The organism is Marinomonas colpomeniae, from assembly GCF_014803385.1.
In the GTDB taxonomy this organism is placed as follows: domain Bacteria; phylum Pseudomonadota; class Gammaproteobacteria; order Pseudomonadales; family Marinomonadaceae; genus Marinomonas; species Marinomonas colpomeniae.
The window spans coordinates 249,905-270,907 of sequence record NZ_JACYFC010000001.1 but is presented as its reverse complement, the minus strand read 5'-3'; the positions used below and the strand labels follow the sequence as shown (position 1 = coordinate 270,907).

The following is a 21,003-nucleotide window of genomic DNA, read 5'->3' as shown; positions in this document are numbered from 1 at the left end:
AATGACTGAACATGAACGAAGGAGAACTTTTTAATTACCAAATTCAATTAGTAGAATGTTGAAGAAACCGATTAAAAGATTATGATGGGACACTTTTGTCCTCTGTTCGGTACAAAAGACCGTGATCATTGAGCTACAGAGTTGGCATCAATCTTTCATTAGTACATCGAATTAAAAATAGAACATCCAATTATAAAAATAACAGGACAAGCACCAATGAGCATCCCTTCGTTTTACTGGCTTCGCCATATTGGCATTGGCGGTAGGCTTTTTTTGGCCTTCGTACTCATTTCGTCGATTACCATAGTTGCCAGTGGGCTAGCGACCAATACCTATCTGCAACTCAGCGACCGCCTTTTATTACTAAAACATCAAGACATTCCTGGTTTAGACGCGGCGGCTCGACTAAACGACAAAAGCCGACTTATTGTGGCAACCGCCCCACTTTTGGTTACCAGCGACTCTAAAACGTCTCGAGAAAATGCGATGAGCGCGCTACAAATTGCCATTAGTGATATGGATGCGCTCATGAAGAACTTGCCTGACTATAATCGCTATTTTCTTGAACTCATTACCCAAATTCAAAACAGCTTAACCTTGCTAAACCAAAGTGTGGAACGTCGAGAAGTCATTCGTCATGAGTTAACCAAGCAGTCCGTGCTGATTTTCCCATTATTTCAAAACCTAATATCCAAAATGAATCAGCTGAATCATTCACCAGAATTAGATCAAATTATCAGCCGGCTATATTACTTTTCAGGGTTAATTGAAAAAGTGAGTAATGATTCCTCTTTTAATGAGCTGGATTACACCTTTTTAAGACTTGAGACATTGGGTCAAGAAATCACTCAACACTTAACACAGTTACCTCAATCTCCTTCCTCTTTGAATCAGTCATTAGCCGACTTTCTGGAAATGAGTTCACGGCAAGGGAGCCTGTTCCAGCTTAAAAATGAAGAGTTGGATTTGCTGTACCAACAAAGCTTTCTCTTAGAGAACAGCCAACAACACATTCAACAGCTAGCCGCTCAGATCAACCAGTACACAAACTACACCAACACCAGCATCCGAGCCTCACTAGAAGGCGCGATTAAATCCATTAACAACAGTATTCGAAATATCTTACTTTTATCGCTCATCAGTTTGAGTGTGGCCTGTGCTATCTCTTGGTTTTATGTACGCCGTAATGTCTTACAGCGTATTATCGAGCTACAACGAAACATGCAAGCCATTGCCAACTCCCAGCTCGATGTTCAAATACGCATTGTCGGACATGATGAAGTGTCCAGCATGGCGAAAGACCTTCAATACTTCCAACAAACCGCCATTGAAGTCGAGCGTACTAATCACATTCTCGCAGCAGAAATTGAAGAGCGTGTCGCCGCTGAAGCACAACTAAAAGCGACTCAAAACGAATTGGTACAAGCCGGAAAACTCGCGGCTTTAGGACAGCTTGGTGTTGGTATTACTCACGAAATAAACCAGCCTCTTACAGCGATAGCCAGTCATTTGCATACAGCTGGTCGCCACATGGAACAAGGTCAAATCAATAAGGCGCAAAATAGCCTAGATAAAGTCACTCAGCTACTCAACAAAATCACTCGCATCACGAAACACCTAAAAGCCTTTGCCCGCGCGGCAGGTACAGAACTTTCTCCAGTGCTGTTAGATAGCGTTATAAAAGACGCTATCGAACTGATGTTTAATCAGATCCACGACCAAAACTGCACGTTTCGCTACCAAGCGAGTAATTCGTCACTTTATGTTCTCGCCGAGCCCATCCGTTTAGAGCAAGTGATGGTAAACCTAATCAGCAACGCCGTTGATGCTTTATCAAGCGCACCTGTTAAACAACTTTCAATAGAGGTTTATGAGTCTGACAATAAAGTCATGATCAACGTCAATGACACAGGAACAGGAATAGAAAAAGATCAAATAGATCAGATATTTGACCCTTTTTTCACTCAAAAAGAAGTCGGCCAAGGTTTAGGCTTAGGTCTGTCTATTAGCTACAACATTATTCAAGACTTTGGCGGACAAATACGCGTTATCTCGGCACCAAATAAAGGCAGCAGCTTTACCTTAGAATTAAAAAAGGCAGAAAGATAAATGAACAACACAATAAAAATAATCATTATCGACGACGACCCAACCATCATCGAAGCCTTAACAGAAATGCTTGAGCTAGAAGGTTTTGACGTTGAAAGCCATATCAGAGCAGAAAAAGCGCTTATTTCATTAAATAAAAACAGTGCGGCGGTTATTCTGAGTGACGTAAGAATGCCAAAAATGGATGGATTAAGCCTACTTGCTCGCACCCAAGAATTGGATAATGAGTTGCCCGTTTTACTCATGAGCGGCCACGGCGATATTCCAATGGCAATAGAAGCCATGAAAGAAGGCGCTTATGATTTTCTGGAAAAACCACTGCAACCTGCGCAACTAATCAATCAACTACAACGTGCTGCGGACAAAAGACAGCTCGTTTTAGAGAACCGCAATTTAAAGCAAAACATCGCCCAGCAAACAGGATTAGAAGCGCTCATCATCGGCGAATCAGCTTCAATCAAAGGTATTCGCCAGCACATATCCTCACTGGCTCAAGCCAACATCGACACCATTATTTATGGCGAAACGGGATGCGGAAAAGATGTGGTTGCCAGAGCGCTGCATCAATTCAGCCTCAGAAACAAAAGCCGATTCATTGCCATTAACTGCGGCGGCATCAGCGAAAGTCTTATTGAAAGTGAATTGTTTGGACATGAGGCTGGCTCTTTCACCGGTGCAAACAAACGCCACATAGGCAAGATTGAAGCCGCAAACGGCGGTACGCTATTTTTAGACGAAATCGAAACCATGCCGCTTCCAGTGCAAATAAAATTACTGCGCGTTTTACAGGAACGAACCATTGAACGTGTTGGCAGCACGACTCCGATTCCCGTCGAGCTGACGGTCATTGCCGCCAGTAAAGACAATCTCGCGCTATTGGGCGAACAAGGAAAGTTTCGCAAAGATTTATTTTACCGTCTCAATGTCGCCAGCCTCACTATTCCACCGCTAAGAGATCGCCCTGAAGACATCTTGCAGCTTTTTCACCATTACGCTCAAAAAGCAGCGGATCATTTTGCTAAGCCTCTGCCGGTAATTACCTCTTCGTTTATCGACCATTTAATTCAACATCAATGGCCGGGCAATGTACGAGAACTTAAAAACGCGGCGGATCGTTTTGTACTCGGAATCAGTGAAACCTCTTTAGCTTCAATAAAACGTGAAGATGATACCAGCAGCAGTTATGAAGAACGTATGGGGCAATTCGAACGCCACATTATCGAAGAAGGGCTTAGAGCCAAAAATGGACAATTGAACGAAGCAGCTGAATTACTCGATATGTCCCGCAAGACGCTATATCGAAAAATGAAGAAACATCAATTAGATAAGCAACAATTCAAAGCGCACGAAGAAGATGGACAAGAGTGACCCATTTAACAATCGATCATGAGACCAAAGCGTCCCAAGTGACATAAACATAAGTCCATGAAAAATCATAACAGACTGTTTATAAACGATTTATTCGTATTGGCACTTGCCTTGCTATATACAAATCAGCTTAGCACCAATGCTGAGTGACTCATCTCCGACAACGGAACCTCCCGACCGGTGATAACAAAAATAATAAATGCATAATGAGGAAACAATAATGTCTATTAAATTACTGACTGGCTTAGCTCTCTCTGGCTCATTACTATTAGGTGCCAGCACAGCGTTAGCCGACGATTGTGCTTATCGAGGCGTTCTCGACGACAAGTTTTGCGACGATAACTATGACCTCGTAGCTGACCTTCCAAAAGACTCAAAACAATGGCGCGACCCTAGCACGCTTGTTTTCACTTACACGCCTGTAGAAGATCCAGCAGTTTATAAGGACGCATTCAGCGACTTTCAAAAATACCTAAGCGACGTCACTGGTAAAAAAGTGGTTTATTACACTGTTCACTCAAATGCTGCTGAAGTGGAAGCGCTTCGTTCTGGCCGTTTGCACATTGCTGGTTTCTCTACAGGACCAACAGGTTACGCAGTTAACTTAGGTGGCTTAGTTCCTATCGCAGTAAAAGGCACGGAAGAATCGTTCCAAGGCTACAATCTAATTACAATCGTTCGCAAAGACAGCGACATCACTAAAATGACTGATTTAAAAGGCAAGGTGGTTGCCCATACTTCTGCGTCTTCTAACTCTGGTAACTTAGCACCACGTGCTTTATTCCCAGCATTGGGTCTTACGCCAGATACGGATTATGAAGTGAAATACTCAGGTAAACATGATCAATCTATTATGGGCGTGCTTTCTGGAGATTATGATGCTGCGCCAGTTGCCTCTGATGTATACAAACGTATGATCGCAGCAGAACGTATAGACAAAGACGATTTTCGTACTATTTATACTAGCCCACGCTTTCCGACCTCTTCTTTTGGCTACGCTCATGACTTAAACCCTGAGCTTGTTGAGAAAATCAAAGAAGCATTTTTCACTTTCCGCTTCCCAGCTGAAATGCAAAAAACTTTTGGTGGCGCTGATCGTTTCTTCCCAGTGACATACGCAAAAGATTGGCAAATTATCCGAGACATTGCTCATTCATCTGGCACCGCTTACACCAAGACTGGACTTAAGCAGCTAGCAGAAGCAGACGCAGCTAAAGCCGCAGCTAAACGAGCAAAAGAAGCGGCGAAAAAGAACTAATAACCCTCTAGTTAATACATTTAAATTCATTTAAAGAAATAATAACCAGCAGCCTGAGAAGTCAGGCTGCTTGGATCTCTTTGCCTGTAGGAAAACACCATGTCTGTAACTCAAAGCGTCGCTGAGCGTTCAAGTTTCCTTGAAATCAGAAACTTAAAAAAAGAATACACTGCCGGTAATCCCATTTTAAAAGGGATAGACATCAACATCACCGAACCTGGAATCATCGCCATTATCGGACCTTCTGGAACAGGGAAAAGTACCTTATTACGTTGTATCAACCGACTCATTGATCCAACTGATGGACAGATTCTGTTTGATAACGCCGATCTTTGCTTGGCCAAAGGCGCCCAACTTCGCAAGCTACGCCGCCAAGTAGGCATGGTTTTTCAGGAATACAACCTTGTTGAACGCTTAACTGTTATTGAGAACGTATTAACGGGTCGACTTGGCTACATGTCGGCTTGGCAAGCGTGGCGCAGAAAGTTCAGCCAAGAAGACATCAACACCGCATTTGAACTGTTAGACGCCGTTGGTTTAACCGAGCACGCATCTAAACGAGCAGACAGTTTATCCGGTGGACAACGTCAACGTGTTGGTATCGCAAGAGCCGTCATGCAAAACCCAAAAATCTTACTAGCGGACGAACCAACGTCATCGCTTGATCCAAAAACAGCAGTCGAAATTATGGAGCTTTTGGAACGCTTCTCGGAAGAAAAAAACATCCCTGCATTGGTTAATATTCATGACGTTAAACTGGCTAGTCGTTTTGCTAAACGTATGATCGGCATGAGTAATGGCATTGTGGTTTATGATGGTCCACCTGAAGGCATCACAGATGATCACCTAAAACAAATTTATGGAGGTGAATCATGGATGGTATAGACACAAACAAAAACCGAGAAAATCCCTTCAAACATAACTGGTTTATCAGTGCGATTTGGCTGCTTGTGGTCTGTTATGTTCTTTACACCTTTAACGCGATGGATCTTAGCTGGGGACGAATCAACGAAGGCTTTGGGCATGCTAGCAATTTATTAGGTCGCATGATTCCACCTAATTTTAGCCGTTGGTCATTGTTATTAAGTGGCTTAATAGAAAGTTTAGAAATTGCGGTTATTTCCAGTATTTGTGGCATTTTCATCTCTCTATTTTTAGGGTTATTTGCCGCTCGTAATATGATGCCAAGCTGGATCAGCTCACCAGTACGTGCTGTTATCGCGCTTTGTCGTACTTTCCATCCCGTCATCATTGCAATCTTATTTGTTAAGAGCGTAGGATTTGGTGCATTGGCCGGGATTCTTACCTTAATTGTGGCGTCTATAGGCTTTATTGCCAAACTTTTTGCGGAAGCCATTGAGGAAATTTCACTTAAACAAGTCGAAGCAATTCGTGCAACTGGCGCAGGATTTACAAGCATTATCTTGTTCTCTGTGATGCCTCAAGTATTTGCTCGCTTTATTGGTTTTTCTACTTACCAGCTTGATTCAAATCTACGTAACTCAACCATGGTCGGCATCGTCGGCGCAGGTGGTTTAGGCGGAACATTATTTTCTGCTTTTCAACGCTTTGATTATGATTTTGTTGCTGCCATCTTAATCATCATTATTGCTCTTATTATGTTTGGCGAGTTTCTTTCCAACATTGTTCGCCGCATTTTTCGCTAGTTTGACCTAGGAGCCTATTTTATGAACACAATAGATCATCACTGGGAACGCTTTACCCTGAAACAAAAACTGTCTCGCTATGCCGTTTATTTGGTTCTCGTTATGGCGTTTGTTCAATCCGTACAATCTGTCGAAGTTATTCCTGAATTTCTGCTGGATGCTCCGGAACAAATGGCCGATATGTTTTCTCGTATGTGGCCAATGGATTTCGCTTATTATCCAGTCGCCATTCACGACGCTATGATTGAAACACTCAACATCGCCACATTAGGCACGCTCATCACACTTATTTTTGCTGTTCCATTAGCGCTAATGAACGCGAGAAACATCGTTGATTCCGCACTGTGTCAGTGGATATCTCGATTCTTTTTAGTGTCTTCTCGATCAGTAAACTCATTGGTTTGGGCGCTGCTGTTTGTTTCCATTTTTGGCCCTGGCGTTATTGCTGGCGTATTAGCCATTGCGTTTCGATCCATTGGTTTTGTGGGTAAATTGCTTGGCGAAGCCATTGAAGAAGTAAACATGGGTTCCATTGAAGCCTTAAAAGCCACTGGCGCATCTTGGTTATCCATTCTGCTAAAAGGTTACTGGCCGCAAGTCTTGCCTGCTTTCTTTAGTATCGTATTATTTCGCTGGGACATTAATGTTCGAGAATCTGCGGTTCTAGGTTTAGTTGGCGCTGGCGGAATTGGTGTCGTACTTGATGATTCAATGAACTTGTTTCAATGGGATCGTGTTGCCGTCGCTTTATTGGCTGTTTTTGTGATTGTTATCCTAGCTGAAATTGCCGTAGTCAATATTCGTAAACGCCTTATATAAGGTTTTATTTAATACAACTTTTACTTTAAATAAAATCATTAAAAAGCGTTTCAAAGAATGAAGTAAAGCAACAAAAAAAGGAGCCAGATCAATGAGATCAAGGCTCCTTTTTTCATCACTCTTACTCAAAGTCTTACCTTGTTATATATCTGCTTCTTTTCGCTTAGGGAATAAGCGACGTATAACAACAAAGAACAATGGCACAAAAAAGATAGCCAGTACCGTTGCCGTTAAGGTACCACCAACAATACCAGAACCAATTGAGATTCGACTGTTAGCACCTGCGCCTGACGATAAGGCCAAAGGTAATGTACCCACAATAAATGCCAATGACGTCATAATAATAGGACGCAGACGCAGTTTTGAAGCTTCAACAGCCGCATCCCAAGCATTCGCACCGTTCCGATAAGCCGCTTCTGCAAACTCAACAATCAGAATAGCGTTCTTCGATGACAGACCAATCGTCGTTAACAAAGCGACTTGGAAATACACATCGTTTTCCAAACCTCGTAAATGTGCCGCAGCCGCCGCACCAATAACCCCTAAAGGAATCACTAACATCACAGAAAAAGGAACAGTCCAGCTCTCATACAAAGCAGCAAGACATAGGAAAACTACCAAGATCGAAATTGCATACAAAAGCTGTGTTTGACCACCAGATAATCGTTCTTGGTAAGACAAACCGCTCCAAGCACCTACCGTACCTGATGCCATTTCATCAGAGAGTCGTTGCAACTCATCCATCGCAACACCTGAACTGATACCTGCCGCACCCGCACCTTGAATCTGATAAGACGCAGAACCATTAAATCGATTTAACGTCTTAGGACCATAAGTCCATTCGCTTGTCGCAAACGCAGACATTGGTGTCATGGTGTTATCGCTACCTCGAACATACCAATGCTGTAAGTTTTCTGGCGTAGAACGATATTCAGCATCACCCTGCATGTAGACTTTCTTAACTCGCCCACGGTCAATGAAGTCATTAATATAACTGCCTGCCCATGCACTGGTTAATGTCGAACTGATATTTGATAAAGACAAACCAAGTGCTGAAGCTTTTTCTTGGTCAATATCAATTTTTAATTGCGGTGCTTCGGATTCACCGCCCAAACGAACGCCAGCCAATAACGGACTCGTGCGAGCATCCGACAACAAAGCATCTCGCATCGTAATTAACGTCTCTCGGCTGGTATTACCAGAGGCCAATAACTGGAAGGTAAAGCCATTTGTTTGACCAAGACCACGAATAGAAGGAGGAATAAGGGAGAAAATACGCGCATCACGAATTTTACCAAGTGCACCGTAAGATCGAGCAACAATAGCACTTGCGCTGTCTTTTGGATCAGTACGCAAAGACCAATCACTTAGTGCAGCAAAAGCAAGACCCGCACTCTGTCCACTACCGATAAAGTTAAAACCAGACACAGTGAACAAGGCGTCAACATTGTCTTTTTCTGATACTAAAAAGTGATTTTCTACTTTTCGCATCACTTCATCAGTACGCGCTTGAGACGAACCTTCAGGCAAATTCACCATGACAATGATTCGACCTTGGTCTTCCGTCGGTAAAAAACCCGTTGGTAGGTTTGTCATCATATAACCCAAACCAGCGACAATAATGCCGTAGCCAAGCAGCCAACGAACAGGTTGTTTGACAAGACGAGCCACTCGACCAGAATATGAGTTTGTTGCACGATCAAAATTACGGTTAAACCAACCACCCAAACCTTTTTTAGGTGCTCCATGGTTTGGTTTCAACAAGGTTGCACATAATGCTGGTGTTAACGTTAATGCAACAATAACGGAAAGTACCATTGCGGCAATAATAGTGACAGAGAACTGGCGGTAAATAACACCAGCAGAACCACTAAAAAACGCCATTGGTAAAAAGACCGCAGACAACACCACAGCAATACCAATTAAGGCACTGGTGATTTCTTTCATGGATTTAATCGTCGCCTCTTTTGGAGAAAGACCTTCTTCTTCCATTACTCGTTCTACGTTTTCCACAACAACAATCGCGTCATCGACCAGTAGTCCAATCGATAGCACTACACCAAACATCGTCAAGGTATTAATCGAGAAGCCAGCTACTTCTAGTACACCAAATACACCTAATAAAACAACAGGGACCGCAATGGCAGGTATAAGAGTTGCTCGCCAATTCTGTAAGAAAATAAACATCACAATAACCACCAAAGCGATGGCTTCAAATAACGTTTTCACCACCTCTTCAATGGATATTTTTATAAACTCAGTACTGTCTACAGGGAAAGCTAATTTGTAACCGTCAGGTAAGTCTGGCTCAATTGCAGCCAATGTCGCTTTTACGCCTTCAGAGGTAGATAAGGCATTGGCACCAGGTGATAACATAACGGCCATGCCCGAACCAGGGTGACCATTTAACCGCACAATATTAGAATAAGATTCACTGCCAATTTCAATTCTAGCAACATCGCTTAAACGAACTGTTGCCCCGCTGTCGTCATATGCCAAGATGATCTTTTCAAATTCTTCGACCGTTTGCAGCTTTGATTGCGCCGTAACAGATACATTTAGTTCTTGTCCCTGAGTTGCAGGAAAAGCACCTAAACTACCTGCAGCAATTTGAGTGTTCTGCGTACTTACTGCAGAGGAAACATCAGAAGGTATCAAGTTATAAGAAGCGAGTTTTAACGGATCTAACCAGATGCGCATAGCGTACTCAGAACCAAACACCCGGATACTTCCGACACCTTCTACACGAGCAACAATATCTTGAACACTTGTCACCATAAAATCTGCGACATCAAAAGCACTGTCTGTATCTGTTTCATCATAGAGCGCCGCAACTAAAAGGAAATCCGAGTTCGATTTCGTTACCGTCACGCCTCTTTGTTGAACGGCTTCAGGCAAGCTAGAGGACACTTGTTGCACTTTATTTTGAACTTGCACTTGAGCCAAATCAGCATCCGTACCTTGCTCAAATGTCACTGTAATATCAGAACCACCTGTCGACGTACTCGAAGAAGAAAAATACAGCAAACCATCAAGCCCGGTCAGTTGCTGCTCTAGAACCTGAGTTACACTGTTTTCAACGGTTTCTGCTGATGCACCCGTGTAAGTAGCCGAAATATTAATCGACGGTGGTGCAACATCTGGATACTGGGAAATAGGCAAGGTAGTAATTGCCCCCAAACCCGCCAGCATGATGGCGATAGAAATAACCCAAGCAAAAACAGGTCGGTTTATAAAAAATTGCGCTAACATTTCAATACTCCCTTAGTTCGAAGACGATGTTGTTGCTTCATTTTGAGCAAGCATAGCGCCTGTTTGAGTATCGAACGTTAATTCCACGGCGGTAACCGCGCTTCCCGTTCTAATTTTTGAAGATCCTTCAACAACCACTTTATCTCCTGCATTAATTCCAGAAGAGATCAACCATTGATTACCTATTGCCCTTTCTGTTGTAAGAATTCGTTTTTCTATTATGTTATCAGCCGTCACTACATAAGCAATTGGGTTGCCTTTAACATCTCGTGACACACCTTTTTGAGGAACTAATAAAGCCGCACTGTGTGTTGCCTCATGAATTTCTCCACGTACAAACATACCAGGAAGTAGTAAATTATCAGGATTAGGGAATTCAGCACGTAAGGTCACGCTACCTGTTGATTCATCTACGCTTACTTCTCGTGCTTTTAAAACACCTGGATAGTGATAAATAGTACCGTCTTCAAGAGTTAGTAATACTTTATTGCTGCCTACTTCAATATCATCACTAAACAGAAGAGTTCGTTGATTCAATTGGTCCAAACTGGTTTGTGATAGATCCACATAAATAGGGTCCAATGAACGCACAGTAGTCATAGTGATTGTTTGGTTAGCTGTCACCAAAGCACCTACGGTAACGTCGGAGATACCAATACGACCATCAATCGGTGATGTAATTTTAGTGTAGGCTAAATTGATTTTGGCACTTTCTAATGCAGCTTCCGCTTTCTTTTGGCTGGCAACTGCTTCAAGGTAAGCTACATGGGCATCATCTGTATCCGATTGTGAAACATTATTTTGTTTACGCAACTCCGAAAATCGCTTGTCGGTTTGACGCGCCGATGTAAGAATTGCATTAGTAGAATCTAAATCTGCTTGAGCCTGATTATAAGAGGACACATATGTCGAATCATTTAGGGAATACAATACATCCCCTGCTTTCACATCCTGACCTTCTTCAAATAAACGTTTATTAACTAGGCCGCCAACTTGCGGACGAATCCCTGCAACAAGGCTTGCAGCAGTACGACCAGGTAATTCTGTTTTTAGTTCTACTCGTTGTGGTTCTATCACCACAACACCCACTTCAACTTTAGGAGCGGCAGCTTTCGCAGTAGAAGTTGGTTTAGATTCCTCTTGGCAACCTGCAAGAAGCACTAACAACAACGCACTTGACGCATACTTGAATTTCATGAACATTTAGCAGATTTCCTTTTCAATAATAAGACAGTCATTACAAATCACTATAATCGATAGTAATAGGATCAATACAGCGCCAAAGGTGTAAATAAATGAGAAGCTACTAAAACCTCAATCAACCTTTAGTATTTATTAAGCATTATTGATGCCATTTAATTAGGTTTAAACATTAATCGTATTTAAGACCAATGACTCACTAGCATCGCAAAAAAAATCAAAAAATAGCCCCCCAGCCATAACCAAAATCAATTCAGCCTTAAAACCTGCTGTCTTCTTCAAAATATTTCCTTAGGTGTGAAGTACAAAAAACTGTTCAGTAAAATTCCGGCAGTGTACCAAGAAGTTGAAACAACAAGCAGGAAAAAAGAGAAAGTAATAGGATGAAATAGAAAAAATATAGAACAAAAAACTCATGATAATTTATATTCTCACTACAAAGTATTTTTGGTACTCAAAGTATTAAATATAAAAAAGCATGAGCTTTATTTACATATTAAAAACGGTATGAACACACTGTTTTTATTCCGCAGTTTTAGGCCAAGAAAATATTATAGAAAATAAAGCGGCGAGACCTAGCAACCAGCTGTATTGAACATAACCAACCAAAGCAAGTGGCGATACTTCTGCTAACGATGAAGCCAACAGTATCTGAGCGCCATAAGGCAATACGCCTTGCACTACGCATGAGAAAATATCTAATAGACTGGCACTGCGCTTGGGATCAACCTTATATCGTTCTGCAATATCTTTCGCGACAGAACCATTAATCAAAATAGACACAGTATTATTCGCAGTACATAAATTAGTTAACGCCACGGAAGCACCAATACTCAACTCACCTGCCCGTGTAGAACCAGCTTTAGCCCCTAGAGCGATGCTAATTCGTTCAATTGCACCAACCAACCAAGCCAAACCACCTTGAGACTTCATAAGAGCAGCAAGACCACCAATTAACAAAGACAGTATCAGAATTTCTTGCATACTGGTGTAGCCCGAATATATATCAGAAGACCAAGAAGCTAAGGTGTAATCGACTTGCATAAACAAGCCAATGACACCTGCCAATACTATGCCGCTAAACAGAACTAAAATCACATTTACTCCTGCAATCGCCAAACCTAATACCGCGACATAAGGTAAAACACGAATTAATTCATACTCTTGGATATCACTAATTTGAGCACTTGAGCTTTGAAAGAATAACCACACGAGAGTAATTAAAGCCGCAGGTAAAGCAATCTTGAAATTCATACGGAACTTATCTCGCATTTCACAACCTTGAGTACGCGTGGCCGCTATTGTCGTATCTGAAATAATAGACAAGTTATCGCCAAACATTGCTCCACCAATAATGGTACCTACTGTCAACAGTAAAGGTAAATCTGCAGCTTCTGCAACGCCAATTGCAATAGGTGCAATCGCAGCGATTGTCCCCATGGAAGTACCCATTGAGGTCGCAACAAAAGCCGTAATAATAAACAGGCCAGGTAATAACAAAGAGGCAGGCACTACGCTTAAACCAAAATTAACTGTCGCATCTACGCCGCCAATACTTTTAGCTACACTAGCAAACGCTCCTGCCAATAAGTAAATCAGAATCATGGTAATAATAGTGTTATCGCCAACCCCATTAATAAAAGTGTCAACGCGCTGATTAAAGCTTCCTTTCCCCAATAAAATTGCCAAAGAGATCGCTGGCAAAATAGCGACAGGCGCAGAAATTTGATAGAAAGCAAAATCAACACCTTCAGATTGATACCAAAGACCACTACCTACAAAAAGTACAAGAAAAAGTAATAACGGCAAAAGCGCCAAAGAAGATCGAGAAGTCATAACGTCTGAGGTTTCCAGATTATATTAAAAGAAAACTGCAGCACTTGTGACGCTGCATTTTAGAATGAGGGCGGGATAATAATGAAATGTTCATTCAGATACTAATAATTAATCATCATGAGGATCATCAATTTTAATATAACTAAAACAAACAACAAAAATAAAAAATAGACTAGAAAGCAATAAGAACCAACCTATGACTTGGTCACATCGTGCCCATACACTGAATCCAACTTAGATTGGATAATATCAGGAGCAAACCGAGATGCGGCTTGCAATGCTTTGAGCTTCATTTTACCTAGCACACCGCCATGCATATGATACAGGCCGGCATTAGCTTTCGACATTTTTTGAATACGAGTCGCACGGGGCTTACGCACTTCTTCATACTTTATTAACGCGTCGCTTAATGGTCGTTGCGTTATGTACTTAGACAATACATAAGCATCTTCTATTGCCATAGCTGCTCCTTGCGCCATAAAAGGCAACATAGGATGGCAAGCATCACCTAATAAAACGACGCGACCTTGATGCCAAGCAGGTAATTCATCACGGCCATTTAATGCCCATAAAAAAGTACTTTTGGCTGAGTTAAGTAACTCGCTCACTTCTGGGTGCCAATCAGCAAAGGTACGTTTCAATTCTTCAATATTACCTTCTTCACGCCATGACTCAGATCTCCAATCGTTACGCTCTTCTACCGCAACAAAGTTCACATAATCACCACCGCGCAAGTAATAAGTCACAAAATGGCGATTTGGTCCAACCCAAACACAAGCGTCAGGTTTTATATCAACCGATAGTTCGCTGACAGGAATAATACCTCGCCAAGCCACTTGCCCCATAAAAGTTGGAGTTTCAGGACCAAACATTTGCTCCCGAATAAGAGAACGAATTCCATCTGCTCCAACTAATAAATCAGCAAAGAACTCACGACCATCCTTTAAAAATACACCAACTTGATTCTGCTTAATGGTTTCATCGTAGTGAGTAACTTTCGCATTTAATACAAGCTCAACTCCAGCGTTTTGACACCCTAGAACCAAGACTTTATGCAAATCAACACGATGCAAATGCCAATAAGGCGCACCATATTGAGACACAGCAGTCTCTGCCAATGGAGATTTTAGATAATAATCGCCTGTTTTATAGTCACGCATAGCAGCGTATTGAGGAACAAAAGCAAAGTGCCTCAATTCTTCTTGCAAACCTAATTCATGTAATACCTTCATCGCATTAGGGCTCATTTGCAAACCAGCGCCAACTTCACCAAAGGATTCTGCTTGCTCACAAACTACAACATGCACACCAAGTTGAGCCAGCGCCAAGGCAGTACTTAATCCACCAAGGCCTGCGCCTGCGATAATTACTTGGTTCACTTGAGTCACGCACTATTCCTTTTATTCATACGGATTATAAGAAAGCAAAAGCAATATAGTAACGGATTCCTCGCCGAATAAAACAGACCTGAATCACCCCATTAATAATTAAAGATAGCCGCTATATATCAAAATACTATGGCTCGATACTTGCTTTACCTATCTGCAATAGTGCACTGTAACTATTGACCAACAGAGTTGAAAAACAATACAACGACCATGCTTGGTCTAACCTTGTAAAGCATAGAAGTCTCCCCGATGCGGAGCGGATGCACAAAAAACACAGAAATGTGCGAATTTAAAGCACCCGTCTCCGGTTTAACAAAGAGAACGAGGTATACATGGAAACGCTAACAAACCAATACAATTCATCTGATTTTTTTGATGAACTAATAGATGAAAAAGGTGGCTTTAGAGCACCTGCAAAACAATTACTAGGTTACTTAGATAGCCTATCAGAAGACGAGTTAGAAAAGCGCCGTACAACGGCAGAAGCAACCATACAAGAAATGGGTATTAGCTTTACCGTTTATACGGAAGAAGGCAATATAGACAGAGCTTGGCCCTTTGATATTGTCCCTCGCACTATAGAAGCATCAGACTGGAAAATCGCTGAAGCGGGTTTAAAGCAACGCCTAAAAGCACTCAACCTATTCATCAACGACCTTTACCACGATCAAAACGTCATTAAAGACGGCATTATTCCTGAACACATTATTAAAGAATCCAAAAACTTTAGACCAGAATGTGTCGGTATCACTCCAGCATACGGCGTCTGGGCACATATCTGCGGCACTGATTTAGTACGTGACGAAAATGGTGATTTTTTTGTTTTAGAAGACAATTTACGCGTACCATCTGGCGTTTCTTATATGCTAGAAAACCGTGCCATTACAAAGCGTGTTTTACCTGAGCTATTTGAAAACGAATCAATATTACCTATCAATAATTATACATCTCAATTATTTGATACCTTGGCCGCGCTCTCCCCTAGAGACATAGAGAACCCTGAAATAGTAGTCTTAACACCTGGTATTTATAACTCAGCGTATTTCGAACATGCCTTCCTAGCGCAGCAAATGGGCACTGAGCTAGTAGAGGGTAGCGACTTATATGTTGATACCGACGACTGTGTCTACATGAAAACCATTGATGGACCAGAGCGTGTGGATGTTATTTATCGTCGCATTGATGACCTTTTTATTGACCCTGAAGCATTTGATGCAGAATCGGTTCTTGGTGTCGCTGGTTTAATGCGCGCATGGCGTAACGGTAATGTAGCTCTGGCAAATGCGCCAGGTGCAGGCGTTGCCGATGACAAAGTAGTTTATGCCTATGTTCCAGAAATTATTCGCTATTTTTTAAACGAAGAACCTATTCTTAAAAACGTAGAAACCTTCCTATGTGATGACCCAGAACAACGTGCGTATGTATTAGATAACTTAGATAAACTGGTTGTTAAACCTGCCAATGAGTCTGGTGGTTATGGTATGCTGGTTGGACCGCATTCTACGAAAAAAGAACAAGCTTTATTTGCTGAATTGATCACCAAACATCCTCGTAACTATATCGCTCAACCGACCTTAAAGTTATCGACAGCACCAACCTTGATCTCAAAAGGCACGTTAGAACCTCGCCATTTAGATCTTCGTCCTTTCATACTCCAAGCAAAAGATACCTATGTCACCACTGGTGGCCTAACTCGAGTAGCAATGAAAAAAGGTTCCTTGGTCGTTAATTCGTCACAAGGTGGTGGTAGTAAAGATACTTGGATCGTTGATACAAAGGGGCAATAATCATGTTATCTAGAGTCGCAGAACGTCTATATTGGAGCGCTCGATATTTAGAGCGCGTTGAGAACACCGCTCGTTTGGTTAGTGTATACGATGATTTGTTATTCGATCTCCCTAATGAAATCGAAGTATCTTGGTACAACCTAATTGAAATACTCAGTGGTGAAGAAGCTTTCGAACAACGCTATAAAGTAAAAGACGAACGCAATGTCGTAAAATTTCTTTTAGCTGACGACACAAATTCAAGCTCCATTTTATCATCATTAAAAATGGTACGAGAAAACATTCGTACAACTCGTGACGTGGTTCCAAAAGAAACATGGGAACTGGTGAATGAGTTGGACTTATATGCACAGAAAAACATTAAGCAAGGCATTAATCGCTCTGAGCGGCACCTTTTCTTAAATACCATTATTGAAGGTTGCCAAAAAATAATTGGGCTCTTTGCAGGTGCTATGAGTCGTGATTCTGGCTGGCATTTCTTGATTATGGGACGATATCTTGAACGTGCTGACATGGGAACTCGTATTCTAGACGCGGCAGTATCCTTAATGCTGCAGTCAGAACCAGAAGCTAGAATTCAACTTGGACAAGTCACTTGGTCAAAAGTACTTAAATCTCAAAGCGCTTATTTAGATTACCGCCGCACGGTAAGAACGTCGATCAATGGTGCCAAGGCCACGACATTTTTAATGAACGACCCTTGTTTCCCAAGAAGCTTAGATTATTGTTTTGGCCAAATCAGTGAAGCAGCGCAAAAACTGCCACGTTCTGGCCTTATAGTTACCCAAGCCAATAAAATTTTTGAGTTTAAATACCCTCTTTCAAGTTCTGAAGATTTAAACGAAGACTTCCACAATCACCTTAACGAACTACAAATTGCCATTATCGAAATCAACCATAAAATCACCGAAAACTGGTTTCAATTTAGGCAAGGAGACGCTGCATGACTATTAGAGTCGCAATACAGCACAAAACAACCTACGAGTTCGACCGCTTTGTAAACGTAGCACCGCACGTTTTAAGGCTACAACCTGCGGCACATTCTCGTACCAAAATCCATGACTACTCATTAACTGTCTTGCCGGAAAAGCACTTCATTAATGTTCAACAAGATCCATTTGGTAACTTTCAGACACGTTTAGTCTTTCCAGAAAAAACCAAAAAATTAGAGTTTATGGTAGAAGTCATTGCGGATATGACAGTACTGAATCCATTTGATTTTTTTGTCGAAAGCTATGCAGAAGAGTTTCCCTTTGCCTATGACAAAGCACTTAAAGAAGAACTTGACCCTTATTTAAAAGTCACTGAGTCCTGTCCTTTATTAGATAAATGGCTATCTACTGTTGACCGTAAAAGCACACCAACGAATGACTTTCTTGTCGCTATTAATAGCCGCCTTGCAGGAGACATTGGTTACGGTATTCGACTAGAGCCAGGTGTACAAACCTGCGAAGAGACGCTGACACTTAAAAAAGGCTCATGTCGTGATACGTCATGGTTGTTAGTACAAATTTTCCGCAGCCTTGGCCTTGCAGCTCGTTTTGCATCCGGTTATCTAGTTCAATTAACATCAGATGTAAAAGCGCTCGATGGTCCTTCTGGCCCTGAGGAAGACTTCACTGACTTACACGCTTGGTGTGAAGTGTTTTTACCGGGAGCTGGTTGGGTAGGGTTAGACCCTACGTCTGGTTTATTTGCAGGTGAAGGCCATATTCCTCTTGCCTGTACACCTGAGCCAGCTTCTGCTGCACCAATTACAGGTTTAATCGATGAGTGCGAATGCGAGTTTAGTTACACAAATATAGTAACTCGTATTCACGAAGACCCACGCGTTACTAAGCCCTACGCAGAAGGCGAGTGGGAAACAATCAAAGCGCTTGGTTTTGCTGTAGACAAACAACTCGAAGAAGGTGATGTCCGTTTAACAATGGGTGGGGAACCTACTTTTGTCTCCATTGATGATATGGATTCCGAACAATGGAATACTGGCGCACTTGGAGCCGAAAAGCTTAAGTTAGCAAAAGACTTGTTATTAAAAATGAAACAAGAATTTGGCGCCAATGGACTACTTCATTATGGCCAAGGTAAATGGTACCCAGGCGAAGAAGTACCTCGTTGGGCATTAGGTTGTTTCTGGCGTACTGATGGAGAAGCCTTGTGGGATGACCCTAAATACTTAGCGCGTGTTGATAAAAACTACAAACATACTATTGAAAATGCCGCTGAATTTGGGGCGTTGTTATGTGAACGCCTTAACTTAGACAAAAAGTATCTTCAGAGCACTTATGAAGACACCCTACATTATTTATGGTTAGAACAGTCACTACCGGCGGATGTAGATCCAACCAAAGCTGATTTGAAAGATGATTTAGAACGACGTCGTCTTGCAAAATTACTTAATCGCGGGCTAAGCACGACAACGGGTTATGTCTTGCCATTAGAATTTAATGTCGACAACAGCACTTGGAATAGCTCACTTTGGCCTATGCGCAGTGACGTGATTACCTTAATTCCAGGCGACAGCCCTATGGGCTATCGTCTGCCATTAAATTCTTTGCCAGCAGAGGCAGAAGAGGATCGTATTCCTGAACGAGATCCGTTTGATCCTCGCCAACCTTTAGCGAATAAAACAAGCAATGCCAGTTTAGGGTCTTTGGCCAGCACAGTTAAACAAACAGCCACAAAAAAGACAGAGCCTGTATTAGCTCCTGAGAAAACGCTAAAAAATATTATTCGAACATCTTTGTGTATTGAACCTCGCGATGGTCGTTTGCATGTTTTCATGCCACCAATGACGCATCTTGAGCATTTTGTTTCCCTGTTAGAGCACATGGAGCAGGTTGCCAAAAGCTTAGATCTACCGATTGTTATTGAAGGCTATGAACCACCAAAAGATCCACGTTTACAGAAGTTCTTAATCACACCAGATCCGGGTGTGATTGAAGTAAACATTCATCCAGCATCAAGCTGGAAAGAACTGGTTCATAATACAGAAACGCTTTATCACCAAGCCTACTTATCTCGTCTTGGCGCAGAAAAGTTCATGCTTGATGGTCGCCATACAGGAACTGGTGGTGGCAATCACGTGACCCTTGGTGGTAAAACACCTGCTGACAGCCCACTATTACGCCGTCCAGAATTACTGCAAAGTCTGGTTACTTTTTGGCAGCATCACCCGGGATTGTCTTATTTATTTTCAGGTATGTTTATTGGCCCAACCAGCCAAGCACCACGACCAGATGAAGGTCGAGATGAAGCCCTGTATGAAATGGAAATTGCTTTCCAAAACATGCCTGAAGGTTTTGTTGAAGAGCCTTGGTTAGTCGACCGCTTAATGCGTAATCTATTGGTCGACATTACCGGTAACACACATCGCTCGGAATTCTGCATCGATAAACTTTATGCCGCAGGTAGTGCTAGTGGGCGTCAGGGATTATTAGAGTTCCGTGGTTTTGAAATGCCACCACATCCCCATATGTCATTGGTACAAATGCTATTACTACGTTGTTTGGTCGCTCGTTTTTGGAAAGAACCATACAAACAACCATTGGTTCGCTGGGGAACCAGCCTACATGATAAGTTCATGTTGCCGCACTTTGTCTGGCAAGACATAAAAGAAGTCGTCGAAGATTTACAACGTCACGGCTTCCCATTCAAACTTGAATGGCTCGCACCTTTTGAGGAGTTCCGCTTCCCTCATTACGGTCGTAAAAAAATTGATGATATGGAAATTGAATTACGCTGGGCAATTGAGCCTTGGCATGTTCTTGGTGAAGAAATTACAGGTTCAGGCACAGCTCGTTATGTAGACTCATCCGTTGAACGCCTGCAAGTTAAATTATCTGGCTTAACCGATGGCCGTTATGTACTAAGCTGTAATGGCCGCAGAGTACCAATTCGTTCAACAGGCCGTAAAGGCGAATATGTTGGTGCTGTTCGCTACAAAGCATGGGCACCACCATCTGCTTTGCATCCAACCTTAGGTATAGATGCGCCATTAGTGTTTGACCTAATTGACTCTTGGAATGGGCTATCTGTGGGCGGCTGCACTTATCATGTAACGCACCCTGGCGGTCGAACCTATGACAATGTGCCGGTTAACAGTAACGAAGCAGAAGCTCGTCGTGTAAACCGTTTTTGGGATCATGGTTTTACCCAAGGGCCTTTATCATCTGCATCCGCATTCAGTGTATTGACTCCTTTTTACCAAAATGAAAAAGAGTCTCACCCTATGTCGCCACCAGCAGAAGAGCCATTAAATGAATATCCGCATACATTAGACTTAAGGAAGCAGTATAATGTTCTCTGATATTTGATTT

13 protein-coding genes are annotated in these 21,003 nt (G+C 42.1%); 9 read left to right on the top strand and 4 right to left on the bottom strand.

Features of this window, described 5'->3' with window-relative positions; translation table 11 throughout:
• The first annotated feature begins 216 nt into the window (after positions 1 to 216).
• From IF202_RS01300 to phnE (IF202_RS01275), 6 genes are all read left to right on the top strand, one after another.
• Positions 217 to 2,109 carry an ATP-binding protein gene (locus tag IF202_RS01300; protein WP_191593064.1) on the top strand — a complete coding sequence of 631 codons (1,893 nt, stop codon included), beginning with the start codon at positions 217 to 219 and terminating at the stop codon, positions 2,107 to 2,109.
• Positions 2,110 to 3,477, top strand: coding sequence for a sigma-54-dependent transcriptional regulator (locus IF202_RS01295; RefSeq protein ID WP_191593063.1), 1,368 nt, complete (start codon positions 2,110 to 2,112; stop codon positions 3,475 to 3,477). It begins immediately after the preceding gene.
• A gap of 220 nt (positions 3,478 to 3,697) precedes the next feature.
• The gene (gene phnD / locus IF202_RS01290) at positions 3,698 to 4,735 is read left to right on the top strand and encodes a phosphate/phosphite/phosphonate ABC transporter substrate-binding protein (RefSeq protein ID WP_191593062.1); all 1,038 of its coding nucleotides are present in this window, start codon (positions 3,698 to 3,700) and stop codon (positions 4,733 to 4,735) included.
• A 99-nt stretch (positions 4,736 to 4,834) separates the two neighbouring features.
• A complete protein-coding gene (gene phnC, locus IF202_RS01285; protein ID WP_191593061.1) occupies positions 4,835 to 5,620 on the top strand; it encodes a phosphonate ABC transporter ATP-binding protein in 786 nt (261 codons plus the stop codon).
• Positions 5,608 to 6,402, top strand: coding sequence for a phosphonate ABC transporter, permease protein PhnE (gene phnE / locus IF202_RS01280; RefSeq protein WP_191593060.1), 795 nt, complete (start codon positions 5,608 to 5,610; stop codon positions 6,400 to 6,402). The genes phnC and phnE (IF202_RS01280) overlap by 13 nt, the downstream gene beginning before the upstream one ends.
• 21 nt (positions 6,403 to 6,423) lie before the next feature.
• A complete protein-coding gene (gene phnE / locus IF202_RS01275; RefSeq protein ID WP_191593059.1) occupies positions 6,424 to 7,221 on the top strand; it encodes a phosphonate ABC transporter, permease protein PhnE in 798 nt (265 codons plus the stop codon).
• 141 nt (positions 7,222 to 7,362) lie between these two features.
• Here the strand turns inward: phnE (IF202_RS01275) and IF202_RS01270 are convergent, their stop codons facing one another.
• The 4 genes from IF202_RS01270 to IF202_RS01255 form a co-directional block, all read right to left on the bottom strand.
• Positions 7,363 to 10,473: an efflux RND transporter permease subunit gene (locus IF202_RS01270; RefSeq protein ID WP_191593058.1), complete on the bottom strand. Its 3,111-nt coding sequence runs from the start codon at positions 10,471 to 10,473 to the stop codon at positions 7,363 to 7,365.
• Positions 10,474 to 10,485: 12 nt separating this feature from the next.
• Positions 10,486 to 11,670 (bottom strand): efflux RND transporter periplasmic adaptor subunit, encoded by a 1,185-nt coding sequence (locus tag IF202_RS01265; RefSeq protein WP_235963155.1) that lies wholly within the window; start codon positions 11,668 to 11,670, stop codon positions 10,486 to 10,488.
• 525 nt (positions 11,671 to 12,195) lie between these two features.
• Positions 12,196 to 13,509 carry a Na+/H+ antiporter NhaC family protein gene (locus IF202_RS01260; RefSeq protein WP_191593056.1) on the bottom strand — a complete coding sequence of 438 codons (1,314 nt, stop codon included), beginning with the start codon at positions 13,507 to 13,509 and terminating at the stop codon, positions 12,196 to 12,198.
• 194 nt (positions 13,510 to 13,703) lie between these two features.
• Complete coding sequence (locus IF202_RS01255) at positions 13,704 to 14,897, bottom strand: FAD-dependent monooxygenase (RefSeq protein WP_191593055.1); 1,194 nt, start codon at positions 14,895 to 14,897, stop codon at positions 13,704 to 13,706.
• A gap of 332 nt (positions 14,898 to 15,229) precedes the next feature.
• Between IF202_RS01255 and IF202_RS01250 the strand changes: the two genes are divergently transcribed.
• Genes IF202_RS01250 through IF202_RS01240 form a run of 3 tightly spaced genes read left to right on the top strand, consistent with a single transcriptional unit; the run spans position 15,230 to position 20,993 of the window.
• Complete coding sequence (locus IF202_RS01250) at positions 15,230 to 16,684, top strand: circularly permuted type 2 ATP-grasp protein (protein ID WP_191593054.1); 1,455 nt, start codon at positions 15,230 to 15,232, stop codon at positions 16,682 to 16,684.
• Positions 16,685 to 16,686: 2 nt separating this feature from the next.
• A complete protein-coding gene (locus tag IF202_RS01245; RefSeq protein WP_191593053.1) occupies positions 16,687 to 17,631 on the top strand; it encodes an alpha-E domain-containing protein in 945 nt (314 codons plus the stop codon).
• Positions 17,628 to 20,993 (top strand): transglutaminase family protein, encoded by a 3,366-nt coding sequence (locus IF202_RS01240; protein WP_191593052.1) that lies wholly within the window; start codon positions 17,628 to 17,630, stop codon positions 20,991 to 20,993. The genes IF202_RS01245 and IF202_RS01240 overlap by 4 nt, the downstream gene beginning before the upstream one ends.
• Positions 20,994 to 21,003 lie beyond the last annotated feature (10 nt).